Raw genomic sequence first — 24,668 nt, forward strand, 5'->3', positions numbered from 1 at the left:
TGCACCAGCGAAAGCGTAAAGTCAAGTTACGCTGGTACCCTTACAAGAAAGTGAGGTACGGAAATGTGCAATATGAAGGCCTGTTACGGTGATTTTAATATCTGTCCAACTCAATCAGTAGCATACGAAATGTTGCCTCCGGTCATCCATCGGTCAAACACGCAGTTCATCATGAAAACACGCCGAACCTACACCCCCATCCGGATAGATATGACACCGTTCGTGTCGGTCGCTCTGTTATTGATTGTCTTTTTTGTAATGATGAAGACGGTGCAACGCCCGAATCAGTTGCCCGTTCAAGTACCGGATGACGGCAAATGTTTTTGGTACAACCCTAAGGCTGATGCGTGTTTATTTTTACTGGCGAATAATCGAGTCGGTTTTCTTACGTATAGACCTGATGGTTCTGGAGCTGAGTTTATGGAAACGGACTATTCACTTAAAGGACTTAGAATGCAATTGATGTACCTCACGCCCAGCAATCGCACAATCGTTCTGATTACGCCAACTCGGGAGTCAACGTTTAAAAATATTGTAGATGTGTTGGATGAGCTGCAAATTCAGGGACCAATAAATTTCAGGCTTAGTTATGAGCTTACACTTGGCGAACGTAATATGCTTCATAGCTATAAGTTATATAAAGCCAGCCACCCTAAGCGGCCAATCTTGGTGCATTCACCACTATATCCACGACGAATAATTGACGCCTAACGTGGTGTTGGGTCTAACATGTTATTATGTCTTGCTGTGGTGTCGGGTTCGTAAACCCGACACCACGGAAAAAGATAACGAAAGTAGGCTGTTGCCGTTCTGTCAGTTTCTTGCCAAGGTCAGTGGTGTAAAGTAAATCAATTACCCCCGGTCCAGCGCCCGCTTCAGGAGGCCGCCGATAAAACTGCCAACGAAGGTCAGGATCATGGAACCGTACAGGCCGAAGTTCTCAATGTCGCGGTCGGCGGGGCCGTCGGGTGTGGGTACAATGAGCATGTAACCGAGCCAGATGATCACCGCCTGCGCCACCGCCAGAAACCAGCCCCTGCGCGATTCCAGGAAGCCAAGCCCCGTAGCCAGTGCTGTGGCAACGAAATACGGAAGGTGAATGGAAAGGGTTACTTTGATGCAAACCAGTATGACGATGCTGCTTAGCAGGGTAAGGCCAAGGTTTAACAACAGCCGACGGTCGAAGAATGGGGATGTGGTCATGCTAAAACAAGACCCGCCTGTTAGCGGGGCGGGTCTTGTTCAAGTAACAAAAATGGCGGGAAAAGGTGCTGATTAATTCAGCGAAACACTACCTGCACTGGCAGCAATCTCAACCGGAATGCCGCCCCCGTTGAGTTTTCCCCGAACGCGGTCCTTTTCGATGTCGCCTTCAAACCGCGACAGGTTGTCGGGCAGACTAACGCGGTTGCCGCGCAGGTTCAGGTCCATGCCCTTGTTGAGGGGCATTCGTACGTGAACACTACCGGCACTGGTGTTTAGGCGAACATAGTCGCCCACTTTCGTCAGGCTCACGTCTACGCTACCGGCACTGGTGCTGGCATCCAGGCTACCGGCTACGTTGGCGAGCCGAACGCCCCCGCCCGATGTACCGGCTTTGATGTCGCCCTCGATACCATCGCCCTGAATACTGCCTCCGCTGGTTCGGGCATCGATGTTGCCTTTCAGGTCGTTGAGCCGGATGCTGCCGCCCGACGTTACCAGGCGCATACGGCCCGTCGACGCTCTGGCTTCGATGGAACCACCCGATGTCTGGAGGTCGATGTTTGTATTGGTGGAGTTGTTCCGGCAACGATCCATGTGGATAGAGCCGCCGGATGTTTGTCCGTTAATATCGCCCTGTACATCGCTTACGTTCAGGCTACCTCCGCTGGTACGGAATTTCTGCGAGCCGTTGAGTGCTGTAAGCTGAATGCTGCCGCCGGAGGTGCGCAAATCGGTGGTGACGTTGCGGGGGGTGTAGAATTTGAAGCTGATGCTCAGTGAATTTTTCCAGTTCATACCGGAGCCCCGGCGTTTGGCCGTTGCCACAATCGTGCTGCCTTCCTGCGCAATGGTGATGTCGTAATCCTTAAGGCGGTCTTCGATTTCGGACTTGTCGAGCCGGTCGTTCCAGTTATTGGCTCGAACATACATCTCTACTTTGGCATTCATGTCGGTGCCGCCTTCGATGGTCAGGCTGCCGCCCGAGGTTTCGGCGCGTACGGCTTTGATGTCTCCGGAAAAAGCCTTGGTCTGGTAGGGGGCATCCCGGTCGCTAGTACGATTTTGAGCCAGAGCGGTAAGCGTTAGGGTACTTACGCTAAGTAGGGTTAGTAGAAACTGGTTGCGTTTCATGTAGTTAGTCTGTTTATATGGTAAAGATGTTTGTCTATCAGAAAAGGTTGCATGGGTCAACTAAATTACCGGATAGCAATTTCGACACGTCGGTTTTTTGCCCGTTCGCCTTCGGTGGTATTATCGCCGATGGGTCGGGTGCCGCCATAGCCCCTGGTCGTAAGGCGGTCTTCGTCAATACCCCGGCGTTTCAGGTAACTCGCTACGACCTTGGCCCGGTTTTCCGACAGAGCCAAATTCAGGCGCGGGTCGCCAACGTTGTCGGTATGGCCGGAAATTTCAATAGCCCGATCCGGATTTTCCTTCATCGCCCGCACCAGCTTGTCCAGTTCGGCCGATGATTGGGGCAATAAACTATAGCTGCTCTGCTCAAACTGAACTTGGTGTAAAATGAAGGTTGTCCCCGCATTGAAAGCCGGTTTGGTAACCGGGGGGCTGGTTATCGCTGCCTGGACTGTATCCAACGCTGCTGTGGGAAGAACGACCGCTTTTTGCGGAATTGGCGGCTTGATAACCGGTTTCCGCGCTACAACTTTAGCCACTTTCGGAGGAATGGTTTTGGGCGGAGCCGACGCAATGACCGGGGGCGTTGACACCGGCTTTTCGGGTGCTTTGATCACGGTAACCCGGTTGGGGACAGTTTTCTGGAAAAAATGCTGCCCTGTGATCAACGTGCCGGAGGTCGCGAATGGGTTGAGTGTATTTTTGGCATCGGGCCGTTGCCAGAAGAGCTGAATTTCCCCTTCCAGCATATCGTTGAAGAAATCGACCCGTAAATCGTAAAATTTCCCGGCTTCCAGAATCACCCGACCACCGAAGCTTTCCGAATCGTTGAGCTGCCACGAATCCATCACTTTTTTGTTGCCTACCCAAACCCGAATGCCGTCGTCTACTTTAGCGTAAAACCGGTATTCGCCCGAAGCCGGTGCCAGCAGTTTACCCGTCCAGCGAATGGAGTAGTAGGATTCGGGCATGCCCGGACCCGGACTCTGACCCCGCCAGTTAAAGTTAAGCTGCGGGTCGATCCGGCTGAAAACTTTTTGCTCGAAATTCGTCCCGGCATAATAATCGCCTTTCAGGCCCTGCTGGGCCAGCGCCTGGCTTACTATAACCCAAAATACAATTCCGTTGAGTAGTTTGATCGCCTTCATTTCTACCTCCTCTTTCCGTAGACATGACTAGTTTAGTCATCAATTTCGGACTAACCGCCAAGAAAATGATGTGCGGTAAATCACTCGTTCTGAAGGCTTTTTGCGGGGTTCGCACGGGCGGCTTTCAGCGATTCAAAGCCAACCGTCAGGGCCGTAATCAAACTGGCCACAAAGAGTGCCCCGGCCAGTATCCAGCCGTTGACATTGATGCGGTAGGTATACCCCTGTAGCCAGCCGTTCATCAGAAACCAGCCCAGTGGTGCCGCCAGGGCAAAGCCAATCAGAATGAGTCGGCAGAATTCGCGGCCAAACAACCACACAAGCTGAGCGGCAGTAGCGCCCAGTACTTTTCGAACGCCAATCTCTTTTGTCTTCGCTTCGGCCATAAACGTCACCAGACCGTACAGACCCAGACAGCTGATCAAAATGGCAATGAGTGAGAACACTTCGGCCAGCCCCAGCAGGATTTGCTCCGTCATGTAAAAATTGCTCAGCAGGTCGTTCACGAAATCGGCTTTGAACACATGCTCCGGATACAGTTCATTCCAGATTTGTTCAATGGCCTTCAGTGTTGCCGGAATGGTTGCCGGGTCGAGTTTCAGGGAGGCCAGCTGATTCTCGCGGTAGTAGTTCAGAAGGGTGGTGGGCGGAATGTGCCGGGGTAGTCCGCTCAGGTGGAAATCACGAACGACGCCAACCACAATTTTGTCGCCACCCCACAGGGTAACGCGCTTGCCAATAACATCACTAGGGGAGCGTAACCCCAGTTCCCGCACCATGGTTTCGTTGACGAGTGCTTCGTTATTCGTTGTATCGTTGTTGCGGAAATTGCGCCCGGCTACCAGCCTGATGCCATAGAGCGAGACGTAGTTTTTATCCCCGACTTTAACCATTGTGGGAAACTTCTCCGGCTGCGTGTGGGTGTCAAACGTGAACGGTACGGGCAGTCGCCGGTAGGCTGCGGGCGGATCGGCACCCAGCGATACGGCTTCGACGCCCGCCAGCTGCGCCATCCGGGTACGAATGACATCCTGCTTCAAGGCATTTCCAGCGGGCACCGGAACCGTCAAAATAGCGTCTTTCTGAAAACCCAGATCGGCTTGTTGCATGTGCCGTACCTGCGCCAGCATAACCGCTACGCCAATGAGAAAGAGCTGGGTGATAAAAAACTGCGTGACGATCAGCCCCCGCCGAACGAATACTCCGCCAACCTGCTGTGTCGTCAGTCGGCCGCGCAAAGCCGCCACCGGGTTAAAGCGGGCCAACACCAGCGAGGGGTACAAACCCGCCAGCAGAATAACGCCCAAAATCAGGACGACAAACCAGCGTAGAGAGTCGGGTCGAAACAAATTGCCGATGGAAATGTCGGTGTTCATGACCGACAGGGCACTGTTGAGCATGGGCAAGCAGAGGAAAGCCAGCCCTATCGCCAGCGCAACAGCTGCCAGCGTAACCAGCGTCGTCTCGACCATAAATTGACCGATAAGTTGCCAGCGGGAACTGCCTACGGCCTTCCGGACCCCCACTTCTTTGGCCCGTTTGAGAGCGTGGGCGGTGGCAATATTGATGAAATTGATACAGGCCGCCAGCACCAGAAACAGCCCGACAGCAATCAGGGCGTACAGGATCACCTTCGGCGACCGGCCGCCGTATTGGGACATATGGTCGAGCTCCGGGAGTGGGATGGCATGAAAGTCCAGTTTTTTTGCTTCGGGCGTGGTCAGGTATTTCTTCCGAAGAACCGGAAAGGCATTGATCAGTCGCTCCACAGACGTGCCTTCGCGGAGGGTAACGAAGCATACGGTAAATACGTGGGTCCAGTCCTGCATAGCCCGGTTGCCACCCTCGCCCATCAGTGTGGGCAGGGTGGCGTACGAAATGAAAGCGTCGTACCGGAGCTTGGTATTGGAGGGGAGGTTTTTAATAAGTCCCGTAACGGTTAGGTTCGTCTGGTTATCGAAGCGCAATACCTGACCGATGGGGTTGGCTGAACCAAAGTATTTCCGGGCATATCGTTCCGAGAGGACAACCGTATTTGGGGCGGCCAGTGCCGTTTTCGGGCTGCCGCTTACCCATTCCGTATCAAAGATGTCAAAGTACTGTGGTTCGGTGAAACACAAATTGCGGGACTCGTCAAACTTCTTCGAAAAGCCGCCTTTCCCATCGGGCACCGATACAACGCGCCGGGAGACATTTTCGAGCCGGGCGGCCGTTTCTACAAAGGGAAGCTCCTGCCGCAACACATCGCCCATGGGTCGGGGCGTAGCATCGGTTGGCACAATGTTCTCCTGCCGGATATCGGTAACGACCCAGAACGTCCGGTCGGCTTTGGCATGGTAGCGGTCGAAGCTGAACATATAGCTGACCAGCAGGAACAGCACGAGTCCACAAGCCAGACCAATTGAAAGGCCAACGATACTGATCACACTCACCTTCCGGTTCCGCCAGAGGTTGCGAAGAGCGATTTTAAGGTAGTTGTTAAGCATAAAGATTGAAGGGCTATTGTCATGAAACAAATATATACAACTTTCTTATATATAAGATAATTATATATCGTATAATTAGTTGCCTAAGAAAGTAGCCTTTGACTATCTGAAACCTGCTCGCATTTACTCTAAATTAGCAGGGCAATGAGCTTCTTGACTGGTGAAGCAAAATGGTGTAATCGATTAAGTAATGACAAAGAAAATTGCCATCGTAACGGGGGCTGCCCGAGGGATTGGTCTTGCCACAGCAAAATTGTTTTTGGAGGATAACTGGCAGGTAGCCATGGTTGACCGTGACGAAGCGGAACTTCAAGCGGCATCGGCGGCCTTGCCGGGTACACTGCCTGTATGCTGTGATGTTTCCAGTCCGGATGAGGTTGCCGCTATGGTCGCTAACGTACTCTCCGCGTTCGGGCGTATCGATGCGCTGGTCAACAATGCCGGTGTTGCTATTTTCAGGCCCCTGGAAGAAACCGATTTTGAGGCTTGGCGAACGGTGATGGCCACGAATCTGGACGGTGTTTTCCTGTGTACGCAGGCCGTTATCCCCGCTCTGAAAGAAAGCAGGGGAGCTGTGGTGAATATAGCCTCCATCTCGGCAGTTCGGGCCAGTACCCTGCGTGTGGCCTATGGTACTTCGAAAGCCGCCGTCGTTCACCTGACCAAGCAACTGGCCGTCGAACTTGGCGATTATGGCGTGCGGGTAAACTGTATTTCTCCCGGCCCGGTAAAGACCAAATTGGCCGAAGCCGTCCATTCTCCCGAGATCATTAAAGCTTATTACGATGGTATTCCCTTAAACCGCTCCGCTACCGAACTGGACATCGCCGAAGCCGTCGTATTCCTCTGCTCCCCAAAGGCCTCCTTTATTACAGGGCAAATGATTGCTGTGGATGGCGGCTTCGATGCCGCCGGTATTGGTTTGCCTGCGCTTCGAAAAGCAAGGGAGTAGGGATTGGAAGCTATATACCGACCGTCGATACTACAGTCTAAAATGTATGCACGGCCTGATAGGCAGCAGCTAAAAATAGACAGGCCAGGTAGTTATAGCTGTTTATTCAGGTTGACGTAGGCGAGGGCGTAGACTTTCCCAGGCTTTACCGGAGATAATCTTGAGTGGAGGGCTATTTTTGCGGGATGGAATCGTACGAAGATGTGATTATCGTTGGTGGTGGCTTGAGCGGGTTGAGCTTAGCTTACTTTTTACAAGCCAGACAACGCAGGGTAACTATTTTAGAAGCCTCGCCCCGGTTGGGTGGACGAATCCATACTGTAGAAGGTGCTTTAGCTACGCCGTTGGAATTGGGAGCCACCTGGTTTTCCCCGCAGCATCCCAGTCTTTTAAAGCTGATCGATGCGCTTGGGCTAACCGTTTTTCCTCAGTTCTCGGAGGGGTTGACGCTCTTTCAGACCAAGTCCTTCGAACCTCCGCAGACGTTTTTCGTGCCGGCTTCGGAATCGCCCTCTTTCCGGTTGGCAGGTGGCACACAGCAATTGATCAACGCCTTGGCCAAACAGCTCGATGCCGACCGTATTCACCTGAATACACCTGTTACGGCGATTCGGGAAGGTGAGCAGGGAGTGGTTATCGAAACGGGCAGTGGTCGAACGTACTCAGCCAATCAGGTTGTGGTTTGTATGCCCCCTCAGGTTATGGCCTCGCGGATAAACATAACACCTGAGCTTCCCCTGGCTGTTCGTGAGCTTTTACCTGCGGTACAAACGTGGATGAGCGGAGCGATCAAGTTTGTGGTTGAATATGATATCCCTTTTTGGCGCAACAACGGATTTTCGGGCATGCTGTACAGCCATGCGGATATCGTCGTTGAAATGTACGACCACACAACCGTCGACGGGCAGCACTTTGGCTTCACCGGATTTTTAAACGGAGGAGCTGCCGCTTATACGCAGGAAGTACGCAGGCAAAACGTATTACGTCAGTTGGGAAACCTATTTGGCCCGGACGCCTTTCATCCAACAGCTTATTTCGATAAAATCTGGAACGATGAATGGATTGTGGCTGGCAACCCGGTCTTCCACCGGCCGCATCAAAACAATGGACATGACCTGTTACAGGAATCGTATCTGAACGGGAAATTATATTTCGGCGGCACAGAAACGGCCACTGTGTCTCCCGGCTATATGGAAGGGGCTGTGGTGTCGGCCGAAAAACTGGCCATGCAGCTTTAACCGGTACCTTCACCAATGCCAGTGATGTATACACGACCACTTTTACAAAATCACAAGGTACGATTTCTGCACCCCTGACGCCGGGAGCTTCTTACAAGGTATCGTATACGGATGGAGCCGGGGCCACGACTGGTTATTTTACGACCACATCCAACTATACTATGCCGGCTACGACATCCTTTACGGCCGGTTTCTGGACCAGTGGGGCCGGCATAACCAATCCGGGCTATGGTACGATGGGCATTGCCATCTCAGCCCCGCAATCTACCAACGAACAGCTAACCTATACCCTGCTGGAGCAAAGTCAGAATCGGTACCGGATCCGGGCCAACCGCCCCGCCGACCTGCGGATGGATGTGCTGCGGGTGCAGCCGGAAGACAGGGTTTACACTCAAAAAGTCTTGTTCCCCTGATTCGGCTGATATAGTCGTAGTGGATTATTTTCACTCCCATAGCCCGAAGATTTTCCCCTGGCTATGGGAGTGTCTGTTTATAGGGCTTTGTTAAACCCATGACTCAAGTTTCACCAACACGCAAACTGAGTTGACCCGGCGACACGACCGTTTGGGGCAGTGTGGCTCGCAACTTTTAGTGTGCCGATGCCCGGAGCAGGGTTCGTTGTTTGGCTAAATCCTCCTTTTTGACGAAGGTGATGGGCACGAACTCATCCGTGGGGGAGCCGATGTAGTAGAGGGTCCAGTCGCGGTCATACTCGGCCAGCAGTTGCCGAATGCACTCGACCCGGTCGAAGGTGGGCACACGGCAGTCGCCCCAGTAGAACAGTTCGACCCGATAATGCAGGGCCTGCTTTTGCCCGTTGATGGTTACGTCGATTTCGATGTCCTGCTTACCGGGCAGCGAAGAAATGGGTATAGCGATGTACGACATAGTGTTAGGGAAAGGGTAAGTGATTGAGTTTATTCATTTCTCAAGCTTTTCACCGGATTCGTCAGGGCTATCCGGTAGGTTCGCCAGCCAATCGTCAGCACGCCCAGCAGGAGCATCGTGCCGAAACATAGTCCTAACAGGCCAAAACCCACTGTGATGTGATACGCGAACGTCATCAGGAAAAAGCTGCTGGCCAGATACCCCAGCGGGAGGGCAATAGCTCCGGAAATGAGCAGCAGACGCAGAAAATCCCATGACAGCAACCAGACAACCTGGCTCACAGTAGCCCCCATCACTTTACGCACGCCAACCTCTTTGGTCCGTAGGACGGTGGTGTAGGTAACCATGCCCAGCAGGCCCAGGCAGGCAATCGACATAGCTAAGCCAAGCAGCAAACTCATGAAACTCAGGTCGTCGGTATGGCTGTGGCGCTTATACAGGAAATCATCGTACCACTGTCCCGTAAACGGCTCGTAGGGGTTGAGCCGCTTCCAGATGCGAGCAATGTTGGCTTTAACCGCTTCAGGATTGCCGCCCACTACTTTTACACTCAGATACCGGAAATCCGCTGGCTGGTAGCGGAAGATGAGTGGATGGATCTTCCAGACCAGCGTGGTAAACTGAAAATCTTTCAACACGCCCGCTACCTGAACATCCGTGCTATCGTTGAGCCAGAGCGTTTGCCCGACGGCTGCTTTGGCCCCGCCCAGTTTGAAGGCCCGGACCGCTTCTTCATTGATCAGCACCAGCCGGGAAGCCGAGTCGGATACGGACTCGGGGAGGTTCTGCCCGGCCAGTAATGTTAATCCGGTTGTTGGCACAATGTTGGCATCGGCCGCAAAGACATCGGTTGCGGCCGAATCGCTCCGGTTTTTCTGCCGATAAACCATTTGCCCGTTGCCGCCATGATCGCCGAACAGGGCAGCCGTTGCCGCGACGCGCTCCACACCCGCTAACTGGCTGATCGTAGCCGACAGCTGACCGGGCGGGAAGCCATTCAGAGGAATCGTTAGAATACCTTCACGCTCAAACCCGTAATTGGTCGTGGCCATAAACTGTTGCTGGCGGGCCATCGCCAGCAGCGCGATCATGGCAAGTAACGAAATAGAGAACTGCACGATGATCAACGACTTGCGGAGGGTTATCCCTTTAAACACCCGAATGCCTGTCTGGCTGCGAAGTACCTGCGCCGGTTGAAAACCCGACAGGACACGGGCCGGGAGCAACCCCGCCAGTAAGCCGGTTACGACGCTGAACGCCACAAAAACCGACCATAACGTTCCATTATTTTCCCATTCAACATCCCCAATAAGCCATTGTTGCACAAAGGGCATCGGTTTCACTAATTGCAACATACCATAGGCCAGCCCAAGCCCCAACACCGATAGAATAACAGATTCGGCCATAAACTGCCCCATCAACTGCCACCGCAGTGCCCCGGACACTTTCCTAATGCCAACCTCGCGGGCGCGGCTCAACGACCGGGCCAGGGTGAGGTTGATGTAATTGAAGGCCGCCAGCAGGAGCGTTAACAGACCAATGCCCATTTCCGTCTCCAGTTTCCCGGCGGTGGGTTCATAAGTCGCGTTCATGAGGTCTTCGCGTGAGGGCGAGAGGCTGGTCAGCGCCTGGCTTCGGAAGGTATACCCTTTTTCGTTGGTAAACCGAATTCCTTTGGTGGCCCGAATGGCGAGTGATGGCAAGGCCGCATCGAGCGTTTCGACCGGGATACCGGGTTTCAGGACAACATAGGTGTAGCCTGCGCTGTACTGTTTCCAGTTGGTGAAGGATTGCTTCCAGGCTGGGCTGGAGAGTGTCGACATAGAAACAAGCATGTCGAAGTTCAGGTGTGACCGGGTTGGGTTTTTAGCCAGAACGCCCGTAACCGTCAACGCGCCGAGTTCGTCATGCGCCATCACTTTCCCAACGGGATCGGCTGTACCGAAAAAACGCTCGGCGGTTTCCGGTGTCAATACCACCGTATTAGGCGAAATAGCGGCTTGACCGGCCGTTAGTTTGAATCCGAATACGGTGAAGAAACCCGGATCGACGGCCTTAAACACCACAGGCAACTGCTTTCGATTCGCCGTGACTTCACCGTAAATCCGAATCACGCGGGTGACGGCTTCGACAAAGGGGTAGTTGTGAGCTAAATCGTCTGCTAGCGGCAGGGGTGTTGTGGCGAACCCCTGCTCGTCGTTGGTGTTGGCTGTTACATCCGTGATGATTCGGTACGTGCGGTCGGCGTGGGGATGAAACGAATCATAATCGAATGCACCTTTGATGTCGATCATGGCCAGCAAACAAACCAGCATGCCCGATGCCAGGCCAAAGACGTTGATAAAGGAAAACAGCTTGTGTTTCCATAATGTACGCAGGGCCGTTTTCAGGTAGTTCTGTAGCATGGGTCTGGATAACAGGTGGCTGGGTAAAGGGGTGAGATAATACGTCCAAATGTTGTACCAGTAATGATAATTGTCTGTATGATAGCTATTTATGCGGTAAAAACGAACGACCACTGTCCGTAATCGGACAGTGGTCGTTCGTTTGTGGACAGGCACGTTATACGGTTGTTTCTATCCCGGCAGGCCTATGCTAATGACTCTATCAATTCGGCAGCATAACCGCCCGCTCGTCGAGGGTTTTGGCTATCTGGTTGGCCAGCGTGGTTATGCGAAAAGCCGTTTGGCGGTCGCATTCATTGGAGAGCACCACGATACCCATGTTCACCTCGGGATAGTTGACGCATAAGCTGCTGAAGCCGGGGATGTTGCCGTCCTGCCAGATGGCCCGGTAGCCAGACACGTTGCGTATCTGCCAGTTCAACCCCGCCGAATACCGGTTCTCATCGCCCCAGGTTGGCCGGTGAGTCAATTTGGCCGCTTCATGCGCTTCGGCCACATGCCATTGGATATACGCCAGCATGTCGGCCACGGTCGATTTCAAGGCACCCGCGCCCTGGAGTTGATCGGGGCTATTGGGCATCAGCACACCGTTGCAGTTGTAACCCTTCGCAAAACGACTCTGATCGGCAGGCGTCAGGGTAATTTTCGTGTCGTGCATCGCCAGCGGCCGGGTTAGTTTCTCCCGGACAAGCTCCTCAAACGGCCTATCGTAGACCCGTTCCAGAATGTAACCCAGTAACTGAGCACCTGCATTCGAGTAGTTGAACGTAGACCCCGGTGTGCTGGTGAGCTTCACGGTGTGCAGGTCGCTGAAAAAGTCATTCCGGCTGTAATGCTGCAAAAGCTCGGTGGCAATGGCTGACGATGGAACGCTCGTATCCGCAAACGCATCCGGGCGATCGGGCAATAGAAACGGGAGTCCCGACCGATGATTGATGAGGTGAAAGAGCCGGATGGGTTGCCCCTGATAGGCCAGATTGGGGTAACTGCCCGTCAGGTATTTACGAATGTCATCGCCCAGCCCGACCTTCTTTTCGACTACGGCCTGCGCCAGCAAGGCACCCGTAAAGGTTTTGGTGATGGAGGCAAGAGGGTAAATCGTTTGTCCGGTCGGGATTTGCTGGCTCCCTTTTTCGACGGTGCCATAGTTGTATACGTACGTTCGCCCATCCCTGACAATGCCAATCGACAGCCCGACGGCCTGCGGAGCGGACATAAACTGTTGAGCCGCCTGTTCAACAATAGCGTCAACCGGGTTCTTTAGTGGATTATCCGTCAACGCCTTTTTCAGCAACGCAGGTAACACCGGCGACTGTTTAGGGTAAACAAGGGCTGTTGGCAGTAATAACAGCGCGGAGGTGAGCCAGGCATTCATGGGTGGTCGTCTGGTTTGAAGTTTGTCAATAGATGCAAGTTTGAGCAAACAGGTTGCGTCAGATGCTGAGCTCTGCCTACTGTCCAGCCTTCTTTAAGTGGTCTATCGCGTTCGTATTTGCTGGATTTAGCGCCAGCGATTGCTTGTAATTCTTGACCGCCAGTTCCGAGCTACCCAGCCGCTCGTAACCTTCGGCCAGACTGTCGTAGACGTTCCAGCTTTCGGGATAGAGACTTACGTTCAGTTTGAAAAGCTCGAGGGCTTCTTTTGTCTGGCCGCTGCTCATCAGGCGGTAGGCCCAGTCGTTCAATTCGTCTTCTTTCGGCTGGAGACTTCGCTTTTTCAATTCGTTCGCCACCGGGATAGCCTGCTCGAAACCTCGTTTCTGTAACTGCAACCGAAGGCTCGTAATCGGGTCGGATGCCGGAATATCCGGGTTATAGTACCCGGCGATTTCCTCAATGAAATTCTCCGGTGAAGAACCCGCCAGATTCGTCAATACGATAACCGCCAGATCATCGTCGGGGTAGACCAGAAAAGCCGAACGCCCGCCCCCCGACATGCCCACAGCCTTATGTTTGGGCCGGAATTTAGTCAGCCCCCAGCCCAGTGCCCATTGCGTAGGCGAACCGTTGTTGTATCGACCTGCGGTCCACATTGTATCGAGGGCCGCTTTCGTTTTTAACAGTTTACCCTGCTGCAAGGCGATAATCCAGTGAGCCATATCCTCGGCGGTGCTGTTCATGCCCGAAGCGGTCCGGCGAAAGATCGGGAATTCCTCATAGGCGGGCGTAAGTTTAGGGGTACGCAGCACCTGCCCATCCAGACGGGAAATCCATCGGTAGGACGGGGCTTTATGCGGTATCACGTCGCGCGAATCACCAAAGCCGGTATTGGCCAGCCCGGCTAGCCTGAACTGTCGTTCGCTGAATACCTGAACGAACGGTTTATCCCTGAGCTTGTCGATGATTTTGCCCAGCAGCGCGTAGTTTGTCTGGTTATAACTAAACTGCTCACCCGTTGGGAAAGCCATCGGCATGGCCCTTGTTCGAGCCCAGGCGGTTTCCTCGCTAATCTCTTGTTCGGGTGTGCCGAGAACCCGAAGAACATCCGGCAATCCCGAAACGTGGGTCATCAGTTGTCGAATCGTTATGGTCTGCCAGGTGGCCGGAAGTCCGTCGAGGTAGCGGGAAACGGGGGCACCAAGATCTACTTTACCTTCCTCAACCAGTTGCATAATAGCCACGCCCGTAAACGCTTTGGTGCAGGAGTTGATCGCAAATATGCTTCTGCTGGTTACCGGAATCGAGTCCTGTAGATTGGCAAAGCCATACGATCTGCTGAACACCAGATGCCCATGCTGGACAACGGCAACCTGCATGCCGGGAATCTTAAGCTGCCCCATCTGACCCCGCAAAAACTTGTCGAGCGCGTTCGCCGATTTTTGCGTAGCAACAGAGGAAGCAGCCGGAGTGGGCCGATCTTGTCCGAAGCTGAATGCAACCGAAGCGGCTACCAAGCCGAACAGGCAGACAGCCAGCTTATGTAGATGCGTAGCCATGAGGATTACTTCGCCTTGCGGATGTAAATATTCCCGTTCATGTTTTTCATCATGACTTCCGGGCCACCGCCGTTGATTTTGCCGTACACCCACTCGTCAATCTTAACCTGGTACATGCCCGACTGGCTCGTGCGGTTGACTTTAGGCTGGTTTTTATCCACGTCGATATCGAAGTCGCTGTAGATATCACCCCGGTCGGATTTGAGTTTGCTGTTCGCCTTCACGCTGGCCGGGAAGGTTACGTCGACGTTGCCGTTGAGTGTCGAAAAGGCCATTGGTGTACCCGAATCAATGGATTTGAAGGTAGCAATCAGATCCCCGTTTACCGTACTGGCTACGGCCGAACCCGCAATATTTGTCAGGTGAACGTATCCGTTCACGTTCGTCGCTTCGAGGGTTCCGCTCACATTCTCGACCTCAATGGTGCCGTTGTTGATGGTACTGACCTTGAGTGAAAAACGCTGGGGCACTTTGATCGTCAGATCGACCGTTTGCCTTATGGAATTCGCATGAACGTTAACCGTATTGTTTTTCTCTTCGGCACTGACATCGAGCGGCATGCCCGTAGCAATGCGTTTCATGCCGTTGGATGCCCGATCAGACCGGTCATCATCGTCGTCGCGTCGTCCGCGTTTGGTACTGGCTGTAATGTCGATCACAACGTCTTTGCCACTGTAACCGATCACATGAATGGAGCCATTGATTAACCCTACTTTCAGGTTACCGGGTTTGGATGGGTCGCTTAAAGGGACAACCAGTTGCTCTTTTACGTCACTCTGAGCGGCTACCGGACGGACTATAAGCAGGCTAAGCAGCAAGAGTGCGGTGGTGAGTATATTCGTTTTCATCAGGATTGCTTTTTGATATAAATGTTGCCGTTAAATGTTTCGAACTTGAAAGTCTTTCCGCCTTTGCCGATGCGAATGGCGGTGTTTTTATCGAGTTTATACACCGTGCCCGTCTCCGTTTGCCGGGTCGTTTTTATGGCCTGCACGGGCAGAACTTCGGTGTTGGGGAAGTCGGTGTAAAACTGGCCCTGGAACGTTTTGAACTGGAAGTCGGCGGATAGATTGGCCGGATAGCTCACGTTAATATTCCCGTTGAGGGTATAATACGACGAATTGTCGGGTGGATTGGCTACGTAGTCGACGTCGAGGTTGCCGTTGATAGTGTGGGCATCTGTCGTGCCTTTCACGTTCGTAAGCGTAATGGCCCCGTTTACATTACGCGCCCGAAGCATGCCTTCCACGTCTTTCACCGACACATTGCCCCGGTTAACCGTTGATGCGACGAGGTTTATTCGATTCGGTACTTTCACGGTGAAGTTGAGGGTGAAATCATAGTCATCATCCCGGTTCCGGTCACGGTCCCGATGCCAGTTGCGCCGGGGCCGCGAATCGAAAGGTTTGGCAATGTAGGCGATGATGCTGTCGCCCTGCTGTTCGAGTTTGAGCTGAATTTCCTTCTTGCCGCCCTCCAGACCCTGGTTGCTTTTGGCTGTAATGGACTTGTCGATTTCCAGCACCACCTTATCGCCCGAATACCCTTCGACTTTGATAAAGCCGTTGATGTTGTAGATGGCCAGCACGCTGCCAGCGGCTTTTGGCGCCGTAAATTCTTTACTGATATGTTCCTTAAATTCCTGAGCGGTGGCTGGCGACTGTGCACAAGAGAGCACCAGCCCCGCCAGCGAGGGGATTAGTAATAGTTTCATAGCAGAGTTGTTTTGAGGGTTGTTTTTTGTCATCTCTCCTGCCGCATCGGCGGACCGGTCGGGATGACAAAAAAACTAGGATAAGTCCTTGATGCTTTGTTCGATTTTGCCTTTGACCAGATGGTTCAGGTTATCATCGTGGAGCAGTTGCCGGAGGGGTTTGATGGATCGTTTCTCCTGAAGCTTCACCATCACATCGGCCAGCGCGGACTGCACCAACGGCGACTCCTGCCGGGTAATCGACTGCACCAGCCCTTCGCGTACCGTTGCGTTATCGGCTAGTTTGGCGAGTGCTTCCAGCGTGACCAGCCGCACATTGACATTGTCGTCGTTGTTGAGGGTTGTTAGTAAAGCCTCCACCACCTTATGGTCTACATTCGAAATTTCGTCCGTATAACTCACTGCCCGAAGTCGCTCGGAAGCCGACGGATTTTCGAGTAGCGAGAGCATCATCATCTGCCGCATGTCCCGCACCTGATTCGACAGCGTGTCGATCTGTTGTTGTTGAATCGCCACGGTCGATGTGCCGGAAGTGCGCAACCAGTATCCAGCCGCTGCACCAACCGTCAATAAAGCAACGCTATACGCCAGCCGAACCGCGAAGTGAGGAGCCCAGAGCGCCCGTAGTTTACTGAGTAGCCCGTCAAATACGCCTTGCTGCTGCAACTGTACGGTATCCTTATACGTATCGAGCATGGCCTGAAACCGAACACGGGCCGTTTCGCTGGGTTCCGGTGCAGGCAGGTTGCCCATCAACTGCCAAAGCTGTTTCGTCGATTCGGCTTCGGCCCGGCAGGCCGGACATTGGGCCAGGTGGTTTTCCAGGCTGGCCCGTTCGGCATCAGGCAACTGATTCCGTAACCAGTCGGCTAGCTGCTCGTTGGTCTGTTCACAGGTTAGGGGCTGTCCGTTCATGGTCGATCGTCTGGTAAATTTTCTTCAATTCGTTCATAGCGCGGTGTACACGCACTTTCACTGCGCCCTCCGTCGTATGCAGCACCTGCGCAATCTCGTCGTATTTCAACTCCTGAAAGCGGCTCAGTACCAGCACTTCCCGGTGGTCGGCACTTAACTTCGCTAGTGCGTTATGAAGGCTGTCCATTTCCTGTTGTTTCAGTAGTCGCTCATCGGCGGCTGATCCACCCCCGATCCGGTCGGCCAGTTCGGCCAGGTCATACTGGTGCGATGATCGTTTGTTTTGCCTGCTGTGATCCACCAGTACATTCCGGGCCAGGTGGTACATCCAGCTTCGAAACTCACCATCGCCGGTGAAGGTGTGGCGGTACTTGAGCATCCGGTAGAATACCGTCTGCAACATATCTTCGCTGGCTTCCCGCTGGCCCGTCATGTGAAACAGAAAGCCGAACAGGGGCCGATGGTACCGCTCGAAGAGCAACCCCATCGTATCCATATTGCCTGCTTTTACCTGCAACATGAGCGCGTTATCTGTCAGAGCGTTCAACCGGCTGAAGAGTGTGTTTGGTGGATTTTGGACTGGAAACTGCGGGAATTCGGGAAGGTTACAGGAAATGCGAAAAAAAAACAGGTCGCCTGCTAAGCGACCTGTAGGAAAGGGAAAACATAGGGTGAAAAGAAACCTCTTTGGGTGGCAGATCAGGTGAATTTACTTGCTTACTGATTGCCCGTTTTAATGCCGAAACTGCGTTCTGTCTCTTTGATGATGGCCTGTTTTTCGCGCTCGCTCTTGCCCAGTACATTCGCTGTCCGTTCGATCACCAGCTCTTCACCGTCCTTTTGGAAAGTGTATTGCATCCAGAGACGACCGTTTTCCTTGTCTTCTTTGACCAGCACCGACGAGGGTGCCACATCACTTGGCGAGAGACTGGACGATGCGTGGGCTTCCATACGAGCCGCCCGGTTGTCTGAATCGGACATGTAAACGATTGAGCGCTCCTCTTTTTTCGTGCTCCAGCTACTACGCTTGGGTTCAACTGCTACCGCCGGAGAGCCATCCGATGAAACCCGGTCGAGGGAGTCGATGATGCGGCTTTCAAGGGCTTTCACGGCTTTATCGTCCAGGTCCGTTACGTCGAAGGAGCGACGGTAATGAACGGATCGATCAGGCTGGTCGATGTCCACGCGAATACGAAGCTGCCGACCATCGGTCGTAACGTGTTTACTGAACGACCGTTGTGCTAACGCGCTGAAACCAACCGTAAGCAGGAACAGGGTAAATAGCGTTTTCATAAAATCGGCAAAAAGAGAGAGAAGATCAGGTAAGTATATTTAGCCTATCCATCATCATGCCAGCTAGCTATATCGTTGACTGTCAATTAGTTGTTTTATGGTAAGGATGCTTGTTGTCCATTTTCGGACAAATTCTGTACGACAGCGGACAGGATTTTTGCCTATTCCGACCGTAACGATTTGACTGGGTTCATCAGGGCGGCTTTTACGCTTTGGAAACTTACCGTCAGCAAGGCGATGCCGATGGCCAGAGATCCCGCCAGCGCGAACACCCACCAGCTAATACCGACTTTATATTCAAAATTCTGCAGCCATTTGTTCATGGCATACCAGGCCAAGGGCGAGGCAATGACAATGGAGACCAGTACCAGTTTCAGGAAATCTTTGGAGAGCAATGCCACAATGCTGCTGACCGATGCCCCCAACACTTTCCGTACGCCAATCTCTTTGGTGCGCTGTTCGGTCGTGAACGTTGCCAGACCGAACAGACCCAGGCAGGCAATGAAAATAGCCAGGGCCGAGGCTACCGTAAACACCTGTCCGTATTGCAGCTCGGACTGGTACTGTCTGTTGTAGTTCTCATCGGCGAAGTAAAACTCGAATGGGTTGCCCGGAAAACTGGCTTTGTACAGCCGTTCCAGCTCGGCGATTTTGTCGGCCATACGCCCACCGGCGGCAAGTTGAATGGTCAAGTCGCTGAGCGATCGGCGGGGCATAAAAATAACCGGGTCGATGGCGTGCTGTAAGCCCTGGTGGTTATAGTCTTTTACCACGCCGACGATTTCGTAGCGTTGCCCCCAGTTGATGAATTTACCGGCCGCGTCGGTGCCGGAAGCAAACCCCAACTGGCGGGCGGCTGTTTCGTTGATCATCAGTTTGGCACTTTTCTCCCAGCCTAATTCGGCTTCGCGAACGGTGAAGTTGCGACCGGCCGCCAGCCCGATTTCGTAGGTTTTCAGGAAGCGGTCGTCGATGATCCCCATCGAATACCCTTTCTTTTCATCGCCGGGACGGGGATTTTGTCTGGTAATACCTACCGCCGAGAAGTTGTAGAAATTGCCCGGTACAATGCTCGTCTGGCTCAGGTTTTTCACATAAGGAAGTTGCATCAGCTGGTTTTCCAGCAGAACGGCGCGGGGCGCCAACGGGCCATCGCCAATCTGAGGGGCTTTGAGCACAACCCGCTGCGTCAGTTTCATACCCAGATCTTTATCCTGCATATATTGCAACTGCCGGTACAGCACAAGGGTGGCAATAACAAGGGCTACCGACGCGCTGAATTGAGTCACAACCAGCGTTTTGCGCAGCCAGCCGCCCTTCCCCGCCTGATAGGCGCCTTTCAACGTTTGTATGGGTTTAAAGGAGGTCAGGACGAAGGCTACGTACCCGCCGGAGGCCAGCGCGCCCACGATGAGGAGAGCCAGACCGGCTACCCAGACGCCATTGGTGTTCAGTACCGCCAGCGACAGGTCTTTGCCAACAAACTCGTTGAACGTGCTTTGCAAGGAGAGAACCAGCGTAACCGCCAGCCCGAAACCAACGCTATTGAGCAGCAATGACTCGCCCAGAAACTGCCTGATCAACTGCTCGGGCCCGGCACCGATCACTTTCCGAACGCCCACTTCTTTAGCCCGTTTGAGGGCGCCTGCCGTTGACAGGTTAATGTAGTTAAACCACGCGATCAACAAAATCAACCCGGCAATACCGCTGAGCAGATACACGAACCCCAGGCTGCCGCTCGTCCGGTAAATGTCGCTCAGCGAGGCCGCCAGGTGCAGGTTAGCAGCGGGTTGCAGCATAAACAGAGTTTCGCTGTCGGGCTGTACTTTTTTGTTGTAGACATTGAGTTTAGCGGCCAATGCCTCGGCGGTTTTGCCGGGGGCTTCGCCGGGTAATTTCAGGAAAGTGGTCAGGTAATTGCCGTCGAAACCATCGAGCCGTGCCCAGTCGTTGCCGTTGAGGTTAGCGGGATTCGCCAGCGTTTGGAGAGAAAATACCGCGTCGAAGATCAGGTCGGAGTTTTGGGGCATATCGGCGTAGATCGCCGTAACGGTATAGCGCGTTTTTCCGAACTGGTTATTCAGCACGAACGACTGACCGAGGGGGCGTTTCGTGCCAAAATATTTCCGGGCCTGCGATGTTGAGAGAGCTACCGTATTGGGTTGCACCAGCGCTGCAGCAGCATCGCCCTGCACAATTGGGAAGGTAAAGAGCGTAAAGAAATTGGCATCGGCATAGGCCAGCTTGTCTTCCCGAAACGACCGGGGCGATTGCCCTGGCTTCCCGTCCGAAAAACTTACGATTCCATTGGCTGAATGTTCGCCAACGCGGCAAAAATCGGTTACTTCCGGAAATTCCCGTTTGACGAGTGGCCCTATCGCCGGAGCCATATCTGCCCAAATGTCGCCCTCTTTGGTTTGCGTGAGCATTCGGTAAAGGGTTGACAGGTTTTTGTGAAATCCATTTACCGACCGTTCGTAGGCAACATATTCCAGAATGAAGACGAAGGTGGCAATACCAAGCGCCAGCCCGGCCATGTTGATGAACGAAAACACCCGATTCTTCCGAAGTGTACGCAGGGCAATTTTTAGGTAGTTAAGAAACATAGGGCTGGCGGTTGGCTCGTAAATGAATAGATACGGGGAGTGATAGTTACCGCTCAACTCTTGTGCCACGTCCTGAAATGGTCGATTTCAGTCAGTTTGAACGTATTGATAACGAACCCGTGTCCGCAAATGGACAAGAGTTGTCCGTTAATGAAAGAATGCCGATTGGTGGCTCTGGGCCAGCAGCAGATTGGCCGGACTTCGTTGACGGCTAGCCGATTACTCAAATTAAATACGGTCCACATGGGGGTTATGGTACCTTTAGAAAACAACGATTTGCCGCCAATCAGACTGCATCGTTGCCAGCCCATAACCAGATAAGCCTGCAAAGCTGTGCCCTTGTGGGTGTATGTTTTCGTTCACCATCAAAAAAGTAAGCTAATGAATCCAAACAAAGCCTTGTGGGAAAAAGGAGACTTTACCCAGGTGGCCGCAACCATGCGCGAAAGTGGTACCGCTCTGGTTGCCCAACTGGGAATCACCAAAGACATGACGATTCTAGACCTCGGGTGTGGCGACGGGACAACGGCCCTACCCGAGGCCAAACTTGGCGCCACCGTGCTGGGCGTTGACATTGCCAGTAATCTCGTTGATGCGGGCAACAAACGGGCCAGCGCAGAAGGACTGACGAACTGTACCTTTCAGGAAGGGGACGCGTCCGATTTATCCGGCCTGAAGGACAAGTCGTTTGATCTGGTCGTGAGCATATTCGGGGCCATGTTCGCGCCAAAGCCCTTCGACGTAGCGAAAGAAATGGTTCGGGTTACTCGTCCGGGGGGACGAATCGTCATGGGAAACTGGATTCCGGGCGATCCTACGCTGGTTGCCCAGGTATTGCGCATCAGCTCGGCTTATACACCGCCACCACCGGAGGGTTTCCTGAGCCCCATGCTGTGGGGCATGGAAAACCATGTGATCGACCGGTTCGAACAAGCCGGTATCGCTAAAGAAAACATCACGTTCCTCCGCGATACGTTCACGTTCAATGCCCCGTATTCTCCCTCCGAGTTCTTTACCACCTTCAAAACGTATTATGGGCCTACCATGAACGCGTTTGAAGCCGCCGAAAAGAACGGCAAGGCGTCGGAACTGGATCAGGCTTTAGACGAATTGTTCAACAGCCAAAACAAAAGTGCCGACGCCAACACCACCTCCATACCGGCCACGTTCCTGCGCGTGACGGTTCAATGTTAACAGGCGTAGATTCAATTGTAGAGACAACGCATGCGTTGTCTCTACGGGATCGTCCCTATTCCGATCGTAATGATTTTACCGGGTTTGTCAGCGCGGCTTTCACGCTTTGGAAACCTACCGTCAGCAGGGCGATGCCTACTGCTAATAGACCAGCCAGTGCGAAGATCCACCACTCGATATTAATTTTATAGGCGAAACCCTGCAACCACTGATTCATAGCGTACCAGGCCAGCGGTGTGGCAATCACAATGGCTATGACGACCAGTTTCAGGAAGTCTTTGGAAAGCAGCGCGACGATACTCACCACCGATGCGCCCAGCACTTTCCGAACGCCAATCTCTTTCGTGCGGGCTTCTGCCGCCAGGGCTGCCAGACCGAATAAGCCCAGACAGGCAATCAGCACGGCCAGAATGGTGAAGGTGAGCAGCAACCGGCCCTGTTTCTGTTCAGCTTTGTACTGCCGGGAGAAATTCTCATCCAGGAAATGAAAGCCTGGGATAGCGGCCGGGTCAAATTGCTGGTAAACCGTTTTGATGTAGGCGAGTGCTTCCTCCGCTTTCCCGGCCCGGATACGAATATACAGGTTATCCTGATCTTCGGGTGCCGGAAGCTGCAACACCAGCGGTTCTATTTTGTGCTGAAGCGAATACGTGTGAAAGTCGTTCACAACACCAATCACCTGCGATTCAACCGCCTTGTCCATGCTGACATATGACCTGACACGTTTCCCGATCGGATTTTTCCAGCCCATCTTCTTTACCAGTGCTTCGTTGACCAGCACGGCACCTGTTGCATCAGCTGGTGATGAGGCTGCGAAATTGCGACCTTCCAGCAGCTTAATCTGTAGCGTGTTCAGGTAGTCGGCATCGACAGCGAATTTTTGAACAACCTGCGTCTCGGTGGGCATAATGCCATTCTGCTCAAAGATCATCCCCTTCGTACCGATGTTATTATTGCCGATGGGGTTGCTGGCTGCCGATACTGCTTCGATGAGCGGGCTTTTTCGTAGTTCTTCTTTCAGCGACTGAATCTGTTTGCGGGGGGCTTCGTTCTCCAGATGAAACGTTAGTACCTGATCTTTGTTAAATCCCAGGTCTTTGTGCAACACGTAGCCCATTTGCCGGTAAATAACCCACGAACAGGCAATTAAACCCACGGCGGCCACAAACTGAAAAACAACCAGTGCCTTCCTGAATCCGATACCACCAGCCTTACTGCTCGTTTGCCCTTTCAGGGCGACTACCGTTTTGAACCCCGACAGAAACAGGGCTGGATAGAGTCCGCTTCCGGCACCCAGCAACAAGGCAAAAAGGGTTACTAAGCCGAGCATCAGCCAGGGGGCGTAGTTCATCAGAGACAAGGACTTATTGGCCAGCTCGTTGAACAGGGGCAAGGCCATATTCGCAAACATCACCCCAACCAGGCTGGCCAGCAACGCCATCAGCATCGACTCGGTAATAAACTGCCCCACAAGCTGACTGCGGTGGGAGCCAATAGCTTTCCGAACACCTACCTCGCGCAGGCGACTCATGGACCGGACGGTGTACAGATTCACGTAGTTGATGCCCGCAATGAGCAGAATCAGGGCGGCTACCAGCGCGAAAATATAAACGGTCTGGCTGTTGCCGTTAGCTCCGGCTTCGTAGTCCAGATGCGAGTGAAGGTGAATGGACGGTAGCGGCTGAAGCGCCAAGCGGTACGTCACATCGCCCATTTCCTTTTTCAGATATTTGGGAAAGAAGCCCGTTAATTTAGCTTCCAGCGCTTTATAGTCGCTGCCTGTGTTGAGCAGCACGTAGGTGTACAGATCGAAGCTCTGCCAGCCGTTGGTGTAGTTGGTGGGCAGCGAGCGCAGGGCACTGAACTGCAGGTGCGAATTAGTCGGCACATCGGCAATGACACCTGTTACCGTATTCGGGAAATTATTGCTGAATTCGACCGTTTGGCCAATAGCTCTGGCCGGATCGCCGAACAATTTTTCGGCCAGACTTCTGGTCAGGACAATGCGCTGGGGTTGCGTTAGGGCCGTGGCCGGATTGCCGTATAAAAACGGTAGCGTAAAGACATCGAATACCGATTGATCGGCAAACATGATGTCGTTGGCTTCGATTTTCTTGTCTTTATAGGTAATCAACCCGCCCCCTTCCGGATTTAACCGAACCGTTTTCTTGATCTCGGGGTAATCGTTTTTCAACGCATTGGCAAAGGGAGCCGATGTGGACGCCAATTGCAGATTACCCCCCGCCCATTGCGCGTAATGAACGACCCGGAAAATCCGGTTGGCGTTGGCATGAAAGCGGTCGTAGCTCAGTTCGTGCCATACGTATAAAACCATCAGACCAACGGCGGCAATACCCACGCCCATGCCCACGACATTCAACGCACTGAACAGCCGGTTTTTCCAGAGATTCCGGAAAGCGATTTTAAGGTAGTTGCGTAGCATACACGAGCAGGAATAGTCCAGACTAAAACAGATGTCAGGTATATGCCAAAAGTTGTACCACAAAGATAAATGTCTGTATATCAAAAAGTTAAGTTCTGTGAAAAAGCGGC

General features: G+C 53.1%; 20 protein-coding genes. 5 read left to right on the forward strand and 15 right to left on the reverse strand.

Annotation, left to right across the window (positions count from 1 at the left end; translation table 11 throughout):
• Positions 1 to 171: 171 nt before the first annotated feature.
• On the forward strand, positions 172 to 711 hold the full coding sequence (locus ACYVJM_RS12915) for an ExbD/TolR family protein (protein ID WP_461148659.1): 540 nt from the start codon (positions 172 to 174) through the stop codon (positions 709 to 711).
• 141 nt (positions 712 to 852) lie between these two features.
• Here ACYVJM_RS12915 and ACYVJM_RS12920 read toward each other — a convergent pair whose 3' ends face one another.
• From ACYVJM_RS12920 to ACYVJM_RS12935, 4 genes are all read right to left on the reverse strand, one after another.
• The gene (locus ACYVJM_RS12920; protein ID WP_461148660.1) at positions 853 to 1,203 is read right to left on the reverse strand and encodes a hypothetical protein; all 351 of its coding nucleotides are present in this window, start codon (positions 1,201 to 1,203) and stop codon (positions 853 to 855) included.
• Positions 1,204 to 1,275: 72 nt separating this feature from the next.
• Positions 1,276 to 2,337 (reverse strand): DUF4097 family beta strand repeat-containing protein, encoded by a 1,062-nt coding sequence (locus ACYVJM_RS12925; RefSeq protein WP_461148661.1) that lies wholly within the window; start codon positions 2,335 to 2,337, stop codon positions 1,276 to 1,278.
• 65 nt (positions 2,338 to 2,402) lie between these two features.
• Positions 2,403 to 3,488, reverse strand: a complete 1,086-nt coding sequence (locus ACYVJM_RS12930) for an OmpA family protein (protein ID WP_461148662.1) — start codon at positions 3,486 to 3,488, stop codon at positions 2,403 to 2,405.
• 80 nt (positions 3,489 to 3,568) lie between these two features.
• Positions 3,569 to 5,974: an ABC transporter permease gene (locus ACYVJM_RS12935; protein ID WP_461148663.1), complete on the reverse strand. Its 2,406-nt coding sequence runs from the start codon at positions 5,972 to 5,974 to the stop codon at positions 3,569 to 3,571.
• A gap of 190 nt (positions 5,975 to 6,164) precedes the next feature.
• Here ACYVJM_RS12935 and ACYVJM_RS12940 point away from each other — a divergent pair, with 190 nt between their 5' ends.
• From ACYVJM_RS12940 to ACYVJM_RS12950, 3 genes are all read left to right on the forward strand, one after another.
• A complete protein-coding gene (locus ACYVJM_RS12940) occupies positions 6,165 to 6,926 on the forward strand; it encodes an SDR family NAD(P)-dependent oxidoreductase (RefSeq protein ID WP_461148664.1) in 762 nt (253 codons plus the stop codon).
• Positions 6,927 to 7,111: 185 nt separating this feature from the next.
• Positions 7,112 to 8,164: a flavin monoamine oxidase family protein gene (locus ACYVJM_RS12945; protein WP_461148665.1), complete on the forward strand. Its 1,053-nt coding sequence runs from the start codon at positions 7,112 to 7,114 to the stop codon at positions 8,162 to 8,164.
• Positions 8,165 to 8,325: 161 nt separating this feature from the next.
• Positions 8,326 to 8,577 (forward strand): hypothetical protein, encoded by a 252-nt coding sequence (locus ACYVJM_RS12950; protein ID WP_461148666.1) that lies wholly within the window; start codon positions 8,326 to 8,328, stop codon positions 8,575 to 8,577.
• A 175-nt stretch (positions 8,578 to 8,752) separates the two neighbouring features.
• Here the strand turns inward: ACYVJM_RS12950 and ACYVJM_RS12955 are convergent, their stop codons facing one another.
• From ACYVJM_RS12955 to ACYVJM_RS13000, 10 genes are all read right to left on the reverse strand, one after another.
• Positions 8,753 to 9,052, reverse strand: coding sequence for a hypothetical protein (locus ACYVJM_RS12955; RefSeq protein WP_461148667.1), 300 nt, complete (start codon positions 9,050 to 9,052; stop codon positions 8,753 to 8,755).
• A gap of 29 nt (positions 9,053 to 9,081) precedes the next feature.
• Entirely contained in the window at positions 9,082 to 11,457 is a 2,376-nt protein-coding gene (locus ACYVJM_RS12960; protein ID WP_461148668.1) for an ABC transporter permease, read from the reverse strand.
• A 202-nt stretch (positions 11,458 to 11,659) separates the two neighbouring features.
• Positions 11,660 to 12,832, reverse strand: coding sequence for a serine hydrolase domain-containing protein (locus ACYVJM_RS12965; RefSeq protein ID WP_461148669.1), 1,173 nt, complete (start codon positions 12,830 to 12,832; stop codon positions 11,660 to 11,662).
• Between the two features lie 76 nt (positions 12,833 to 12,908).
• A complete protein-coding gene (locus tag ACYVJM_RS12970; RefSeq protein WP_461148670.1) occupies positions 12,909 to 14,393 on the reverse strand; it encodes a serine hydrolase in 1,485 nt (494 codons plus the stop codon).
• Between the two features lie 5 nt (positions 14,394 to 14,398).
• Complete coding sequence (locus ACYVJM_RS12975; protein ID WP_461148671.1) at positions 14,399 to 15,241, reverse strand: DUF4097 family beta strand repeat-containing protein; 843 nt, start codon at positions 15,239 to 15,241, stop codon at positions 14,399 to 14,401.
• Positions 15,241 to 16,107 (reverse strand): DUF4097 family beta strand repeat-containing protein, encoded by an 867-nt coding sequence (locus tag ACYVJM_RS12980; protein WP_461148672.1) that lies wholly within the window; start codon positions 16,105 to 16,107, stop codon positions 15,241 to 15,243. Before ACYVJM_RS12980 ends, ACYVJM_RS12975 begins: the two co-directional genes overlap by 1 nt.
• Before the next feature lie 75 nt (positions 16,108 to 16,182).
• Positions 16,183 to 17,022 carry a zf-HC2 domain-containing protein gene (locus ACYVJM_RS12985; protein WP_461148673.1) on the reverse strand — a complete coding sequence of 280 codons (840 nt, stop codon included), beginning with the start codon at positions 17,020 to 17,022 and terminating at the stop codon, positions 16,183 to 16,185.
• Positions 16,997 to 17,542 carry an RNA polymerase sigma factor gene (locus ACYVJM_RS12990; protein ID WP_461149220.1) on the reverse strand — a complete coding sequence of 182 codons (546 nt, stop codon included), beginning with the start codon at positions 17,540 to 17,542 and terminating at the stop codon, positions 16,997 to 16,999. The genes ACYVJM_RS12985 and ACYVJM_RS12990 overlap by 26 nt, the downstream gene beginning before the upstream one ends.
• Before the next feature lie 197 nt (positions 17,543 to 17,739).
• The gene (locus tag ACYVJM_RS12995) at positions 17,740 to 18,315 is read right to left on the reverse strand and encodes a hypothetical protein (RefSeq protein WP_461148674.1); all 576 of its coding nucleotides are present in this window, start codon (positions 18,313 to 18,315) and stop codon (positions 17,740 to 17,742) included.
• Between the two features lie 161 nt (positions 18,316 to 18,476).
• The gene (locus ACYVJM_RS13000) at positions 18,477 to 20,921 is read right to left on the reverse strand and encodes an ABC transporter permease (RefSeq protein WP_461148675.1); all 2,445 of its coding nucleotides are present in this window, start codon (positions 20,919 to 20,921) and stop codon (positions 18,477 to 18,479) included.
• A gap of 381 nt (positions 20,922 to 21,302) precedes the next feature.
• Between ACYVJM_RS13000 and ACYVJM_RS13005 the strand changes: the two genes are divergently transcribed.
• Complete coding sequence (locus ACYVJM_RS13005) at positions 21,303 to 22,115, forward strand: class I SAM-dependent methyltransferase (protein ID WP_461148676.1); 813 nt, start codon at positions 21,303 to 21,305, stop codon at positions 22,113 to 22,115.
• A 55-nt stretch (positions 22,116 to 22,170) separates the two neighbouring features.
• Here the strand turns inward: ACYVJM_RS13005 and ACYVJM_RS13010 are convergent, their stop codons facing one another.
• Entirely contained in the window at positions 22,171 to 24,558 is a 2,388-nt protein-coding gene (locus ACYVJM_RS13010; protein WP_461148677.1) for an ABC transporter permease, read from the reverse strand.
• Positions 24,559 to 24,668 lie beyond the last annotated feature (110 nt).

The organism is Spirosoma pulveris, assembly GCF_054781875.1.

Bases quoted from the DNA above. Each gene is read 5' to 3' on its own strand.
- ACYVJM_RS12985 (WP_461148673.1), bottom strand. From the start codon at position 17,022: ATGAACGGACAGCCCCTAACCTGTGAACAGACCAACGAGCAGCTAGCC.
- ACYVJM_RS12995 (WP_461148674.1), bottom strand. From the start codon at position 18,315: ATGAAAACGCTATTTACCCTGTTCCTGCTTACGGTTGGTTTCAGCGCG.
- ACYVJM_RS12990 (WP_461149220.1), bottom strand. From the start codon at position 17,542: ATGTTGCAGGTAAAAGCAGGCAATATGGATACGATGGGGTTGCTCTTC.
- ACYVJM_RS12975 (WP_461148671.1), bottom strand. From the start codon at position 15,241: ATGAAAACGAATATACTCACCACCGCACTCTTGCTGCTTAGCCTGCTT.
- ACYVJM_RS12960 (WP_461148668.1), bottom strand. From the start codon at position 11,457: ATGCTACAGAACTACCTGAAAACGGCCCTGCGTACATTATGGAAACAC.
- ACYVJM_RS12920 (WP_461148660.1), bottom strand. From the start codon at position 1,203: ATGACCACATCCCCATTCTTCGACCGTCGGCTGTTGTTAAACCTTGGC.
- ACYVJM_RS12970 (WP_461148670.1), bottom strand. From the start codon at position 14,393: ATGGCTACGCATCTACATAAGCTGGCTGTCTGCCTGTTCGGCTTGGTA.
- ACYVJM_RS13000 (WP_461148675.1), bottom strand. From the start codon at position 20,921: ATGTTTCTTAACTACCTAAAAATTGCCCTGCGTACACTTCGGAAGAAT.
- ACYVJM_RS12935 (WP_461148663.1), bottom strand. From the start codon at position 5,974: ATGCTTAACAACTACCTTAAAATCGCTCTTCGCAACCTCTGGCGGAAC.
- ACYVJM_RS12965 (WP_461148669.1), bottom strand. From the start codon at position 12,832: ATGAATGCCTGGCTCACCTCCGCGCTGTTATTACTGCCAACAGCCCTT.
- ACYVJM_RS12955 (WP_461148667.1), bottom strand. From the start codon at position 9,052: ATGTCGTACATCGCTATACCCATTTCTTCGCTGCCCGGTAAGCAGGAC.
- ACYVJM_RS12945 (WP_461148665.1), top strand. From the start codon at position 7,112: ATGGAATCGTACGAAGATGTGATTATCGTTGGTGGTGGCTTGAGCGGG.
- ACYVJM_RS12950 (WP_461148666.1), top strand. From the start codon at position 8,326: ATGCCGGCTACGACATCCTTTACGGCCGGTTTCTGGACCAGTGGGGCC.
- ACYVJM_RS12930 (WP_461148662.1), bottom strand. From the start codon at position 3,488: ATGAAGGCGATCAAACTACTCAACGGAATTGTATTTTGGGTTATAGTA.
- ACYVJM_RS12915 (WP_461148659.1), top strand. From the start codon at position 172: ATGAAAACACGCCGAACCTACACCCCCATCCGGATAGATATGACACCG.
- ACYVJM_RS12980 (WP_461148672.1), bottom strand. From the start codon at position 16,107: ATGAAACTATTACTAATCCCCTCGCTGGCGGGGCTGGTGCTCTCTTGT.
- ACYVJM_RS12925 (WP_461148661.1), bottom strand. From the start codon at position 2,337: ATGAAACGCAACCAGTTTCTACTAACCCTACTTAGCGTAAGTACCCTA.
- ACYVJM_RS13005 (WP_461148676.1), top strand. From the start codon at position 21,303: ATGAATCCAAACAAAGCCTTGTGGGAAAAAGGAGACTTTACCCAGGTG.
- ACYVJM_RS12940 (WP_461148664.1), top strand. From the start codon at position 6,165: ATGACAAAGAAAATTGCCATCGTAACGGGGGCTGCCCGAGGGATTGGT.
- ACYVJM_RS13010 (WP_461148677.1), bottom strand. From the start codon at position 24,558: ATGCTACGCAACTACCTTAAAATCGCTTTCCGGAATCTCTGGAAAAAC.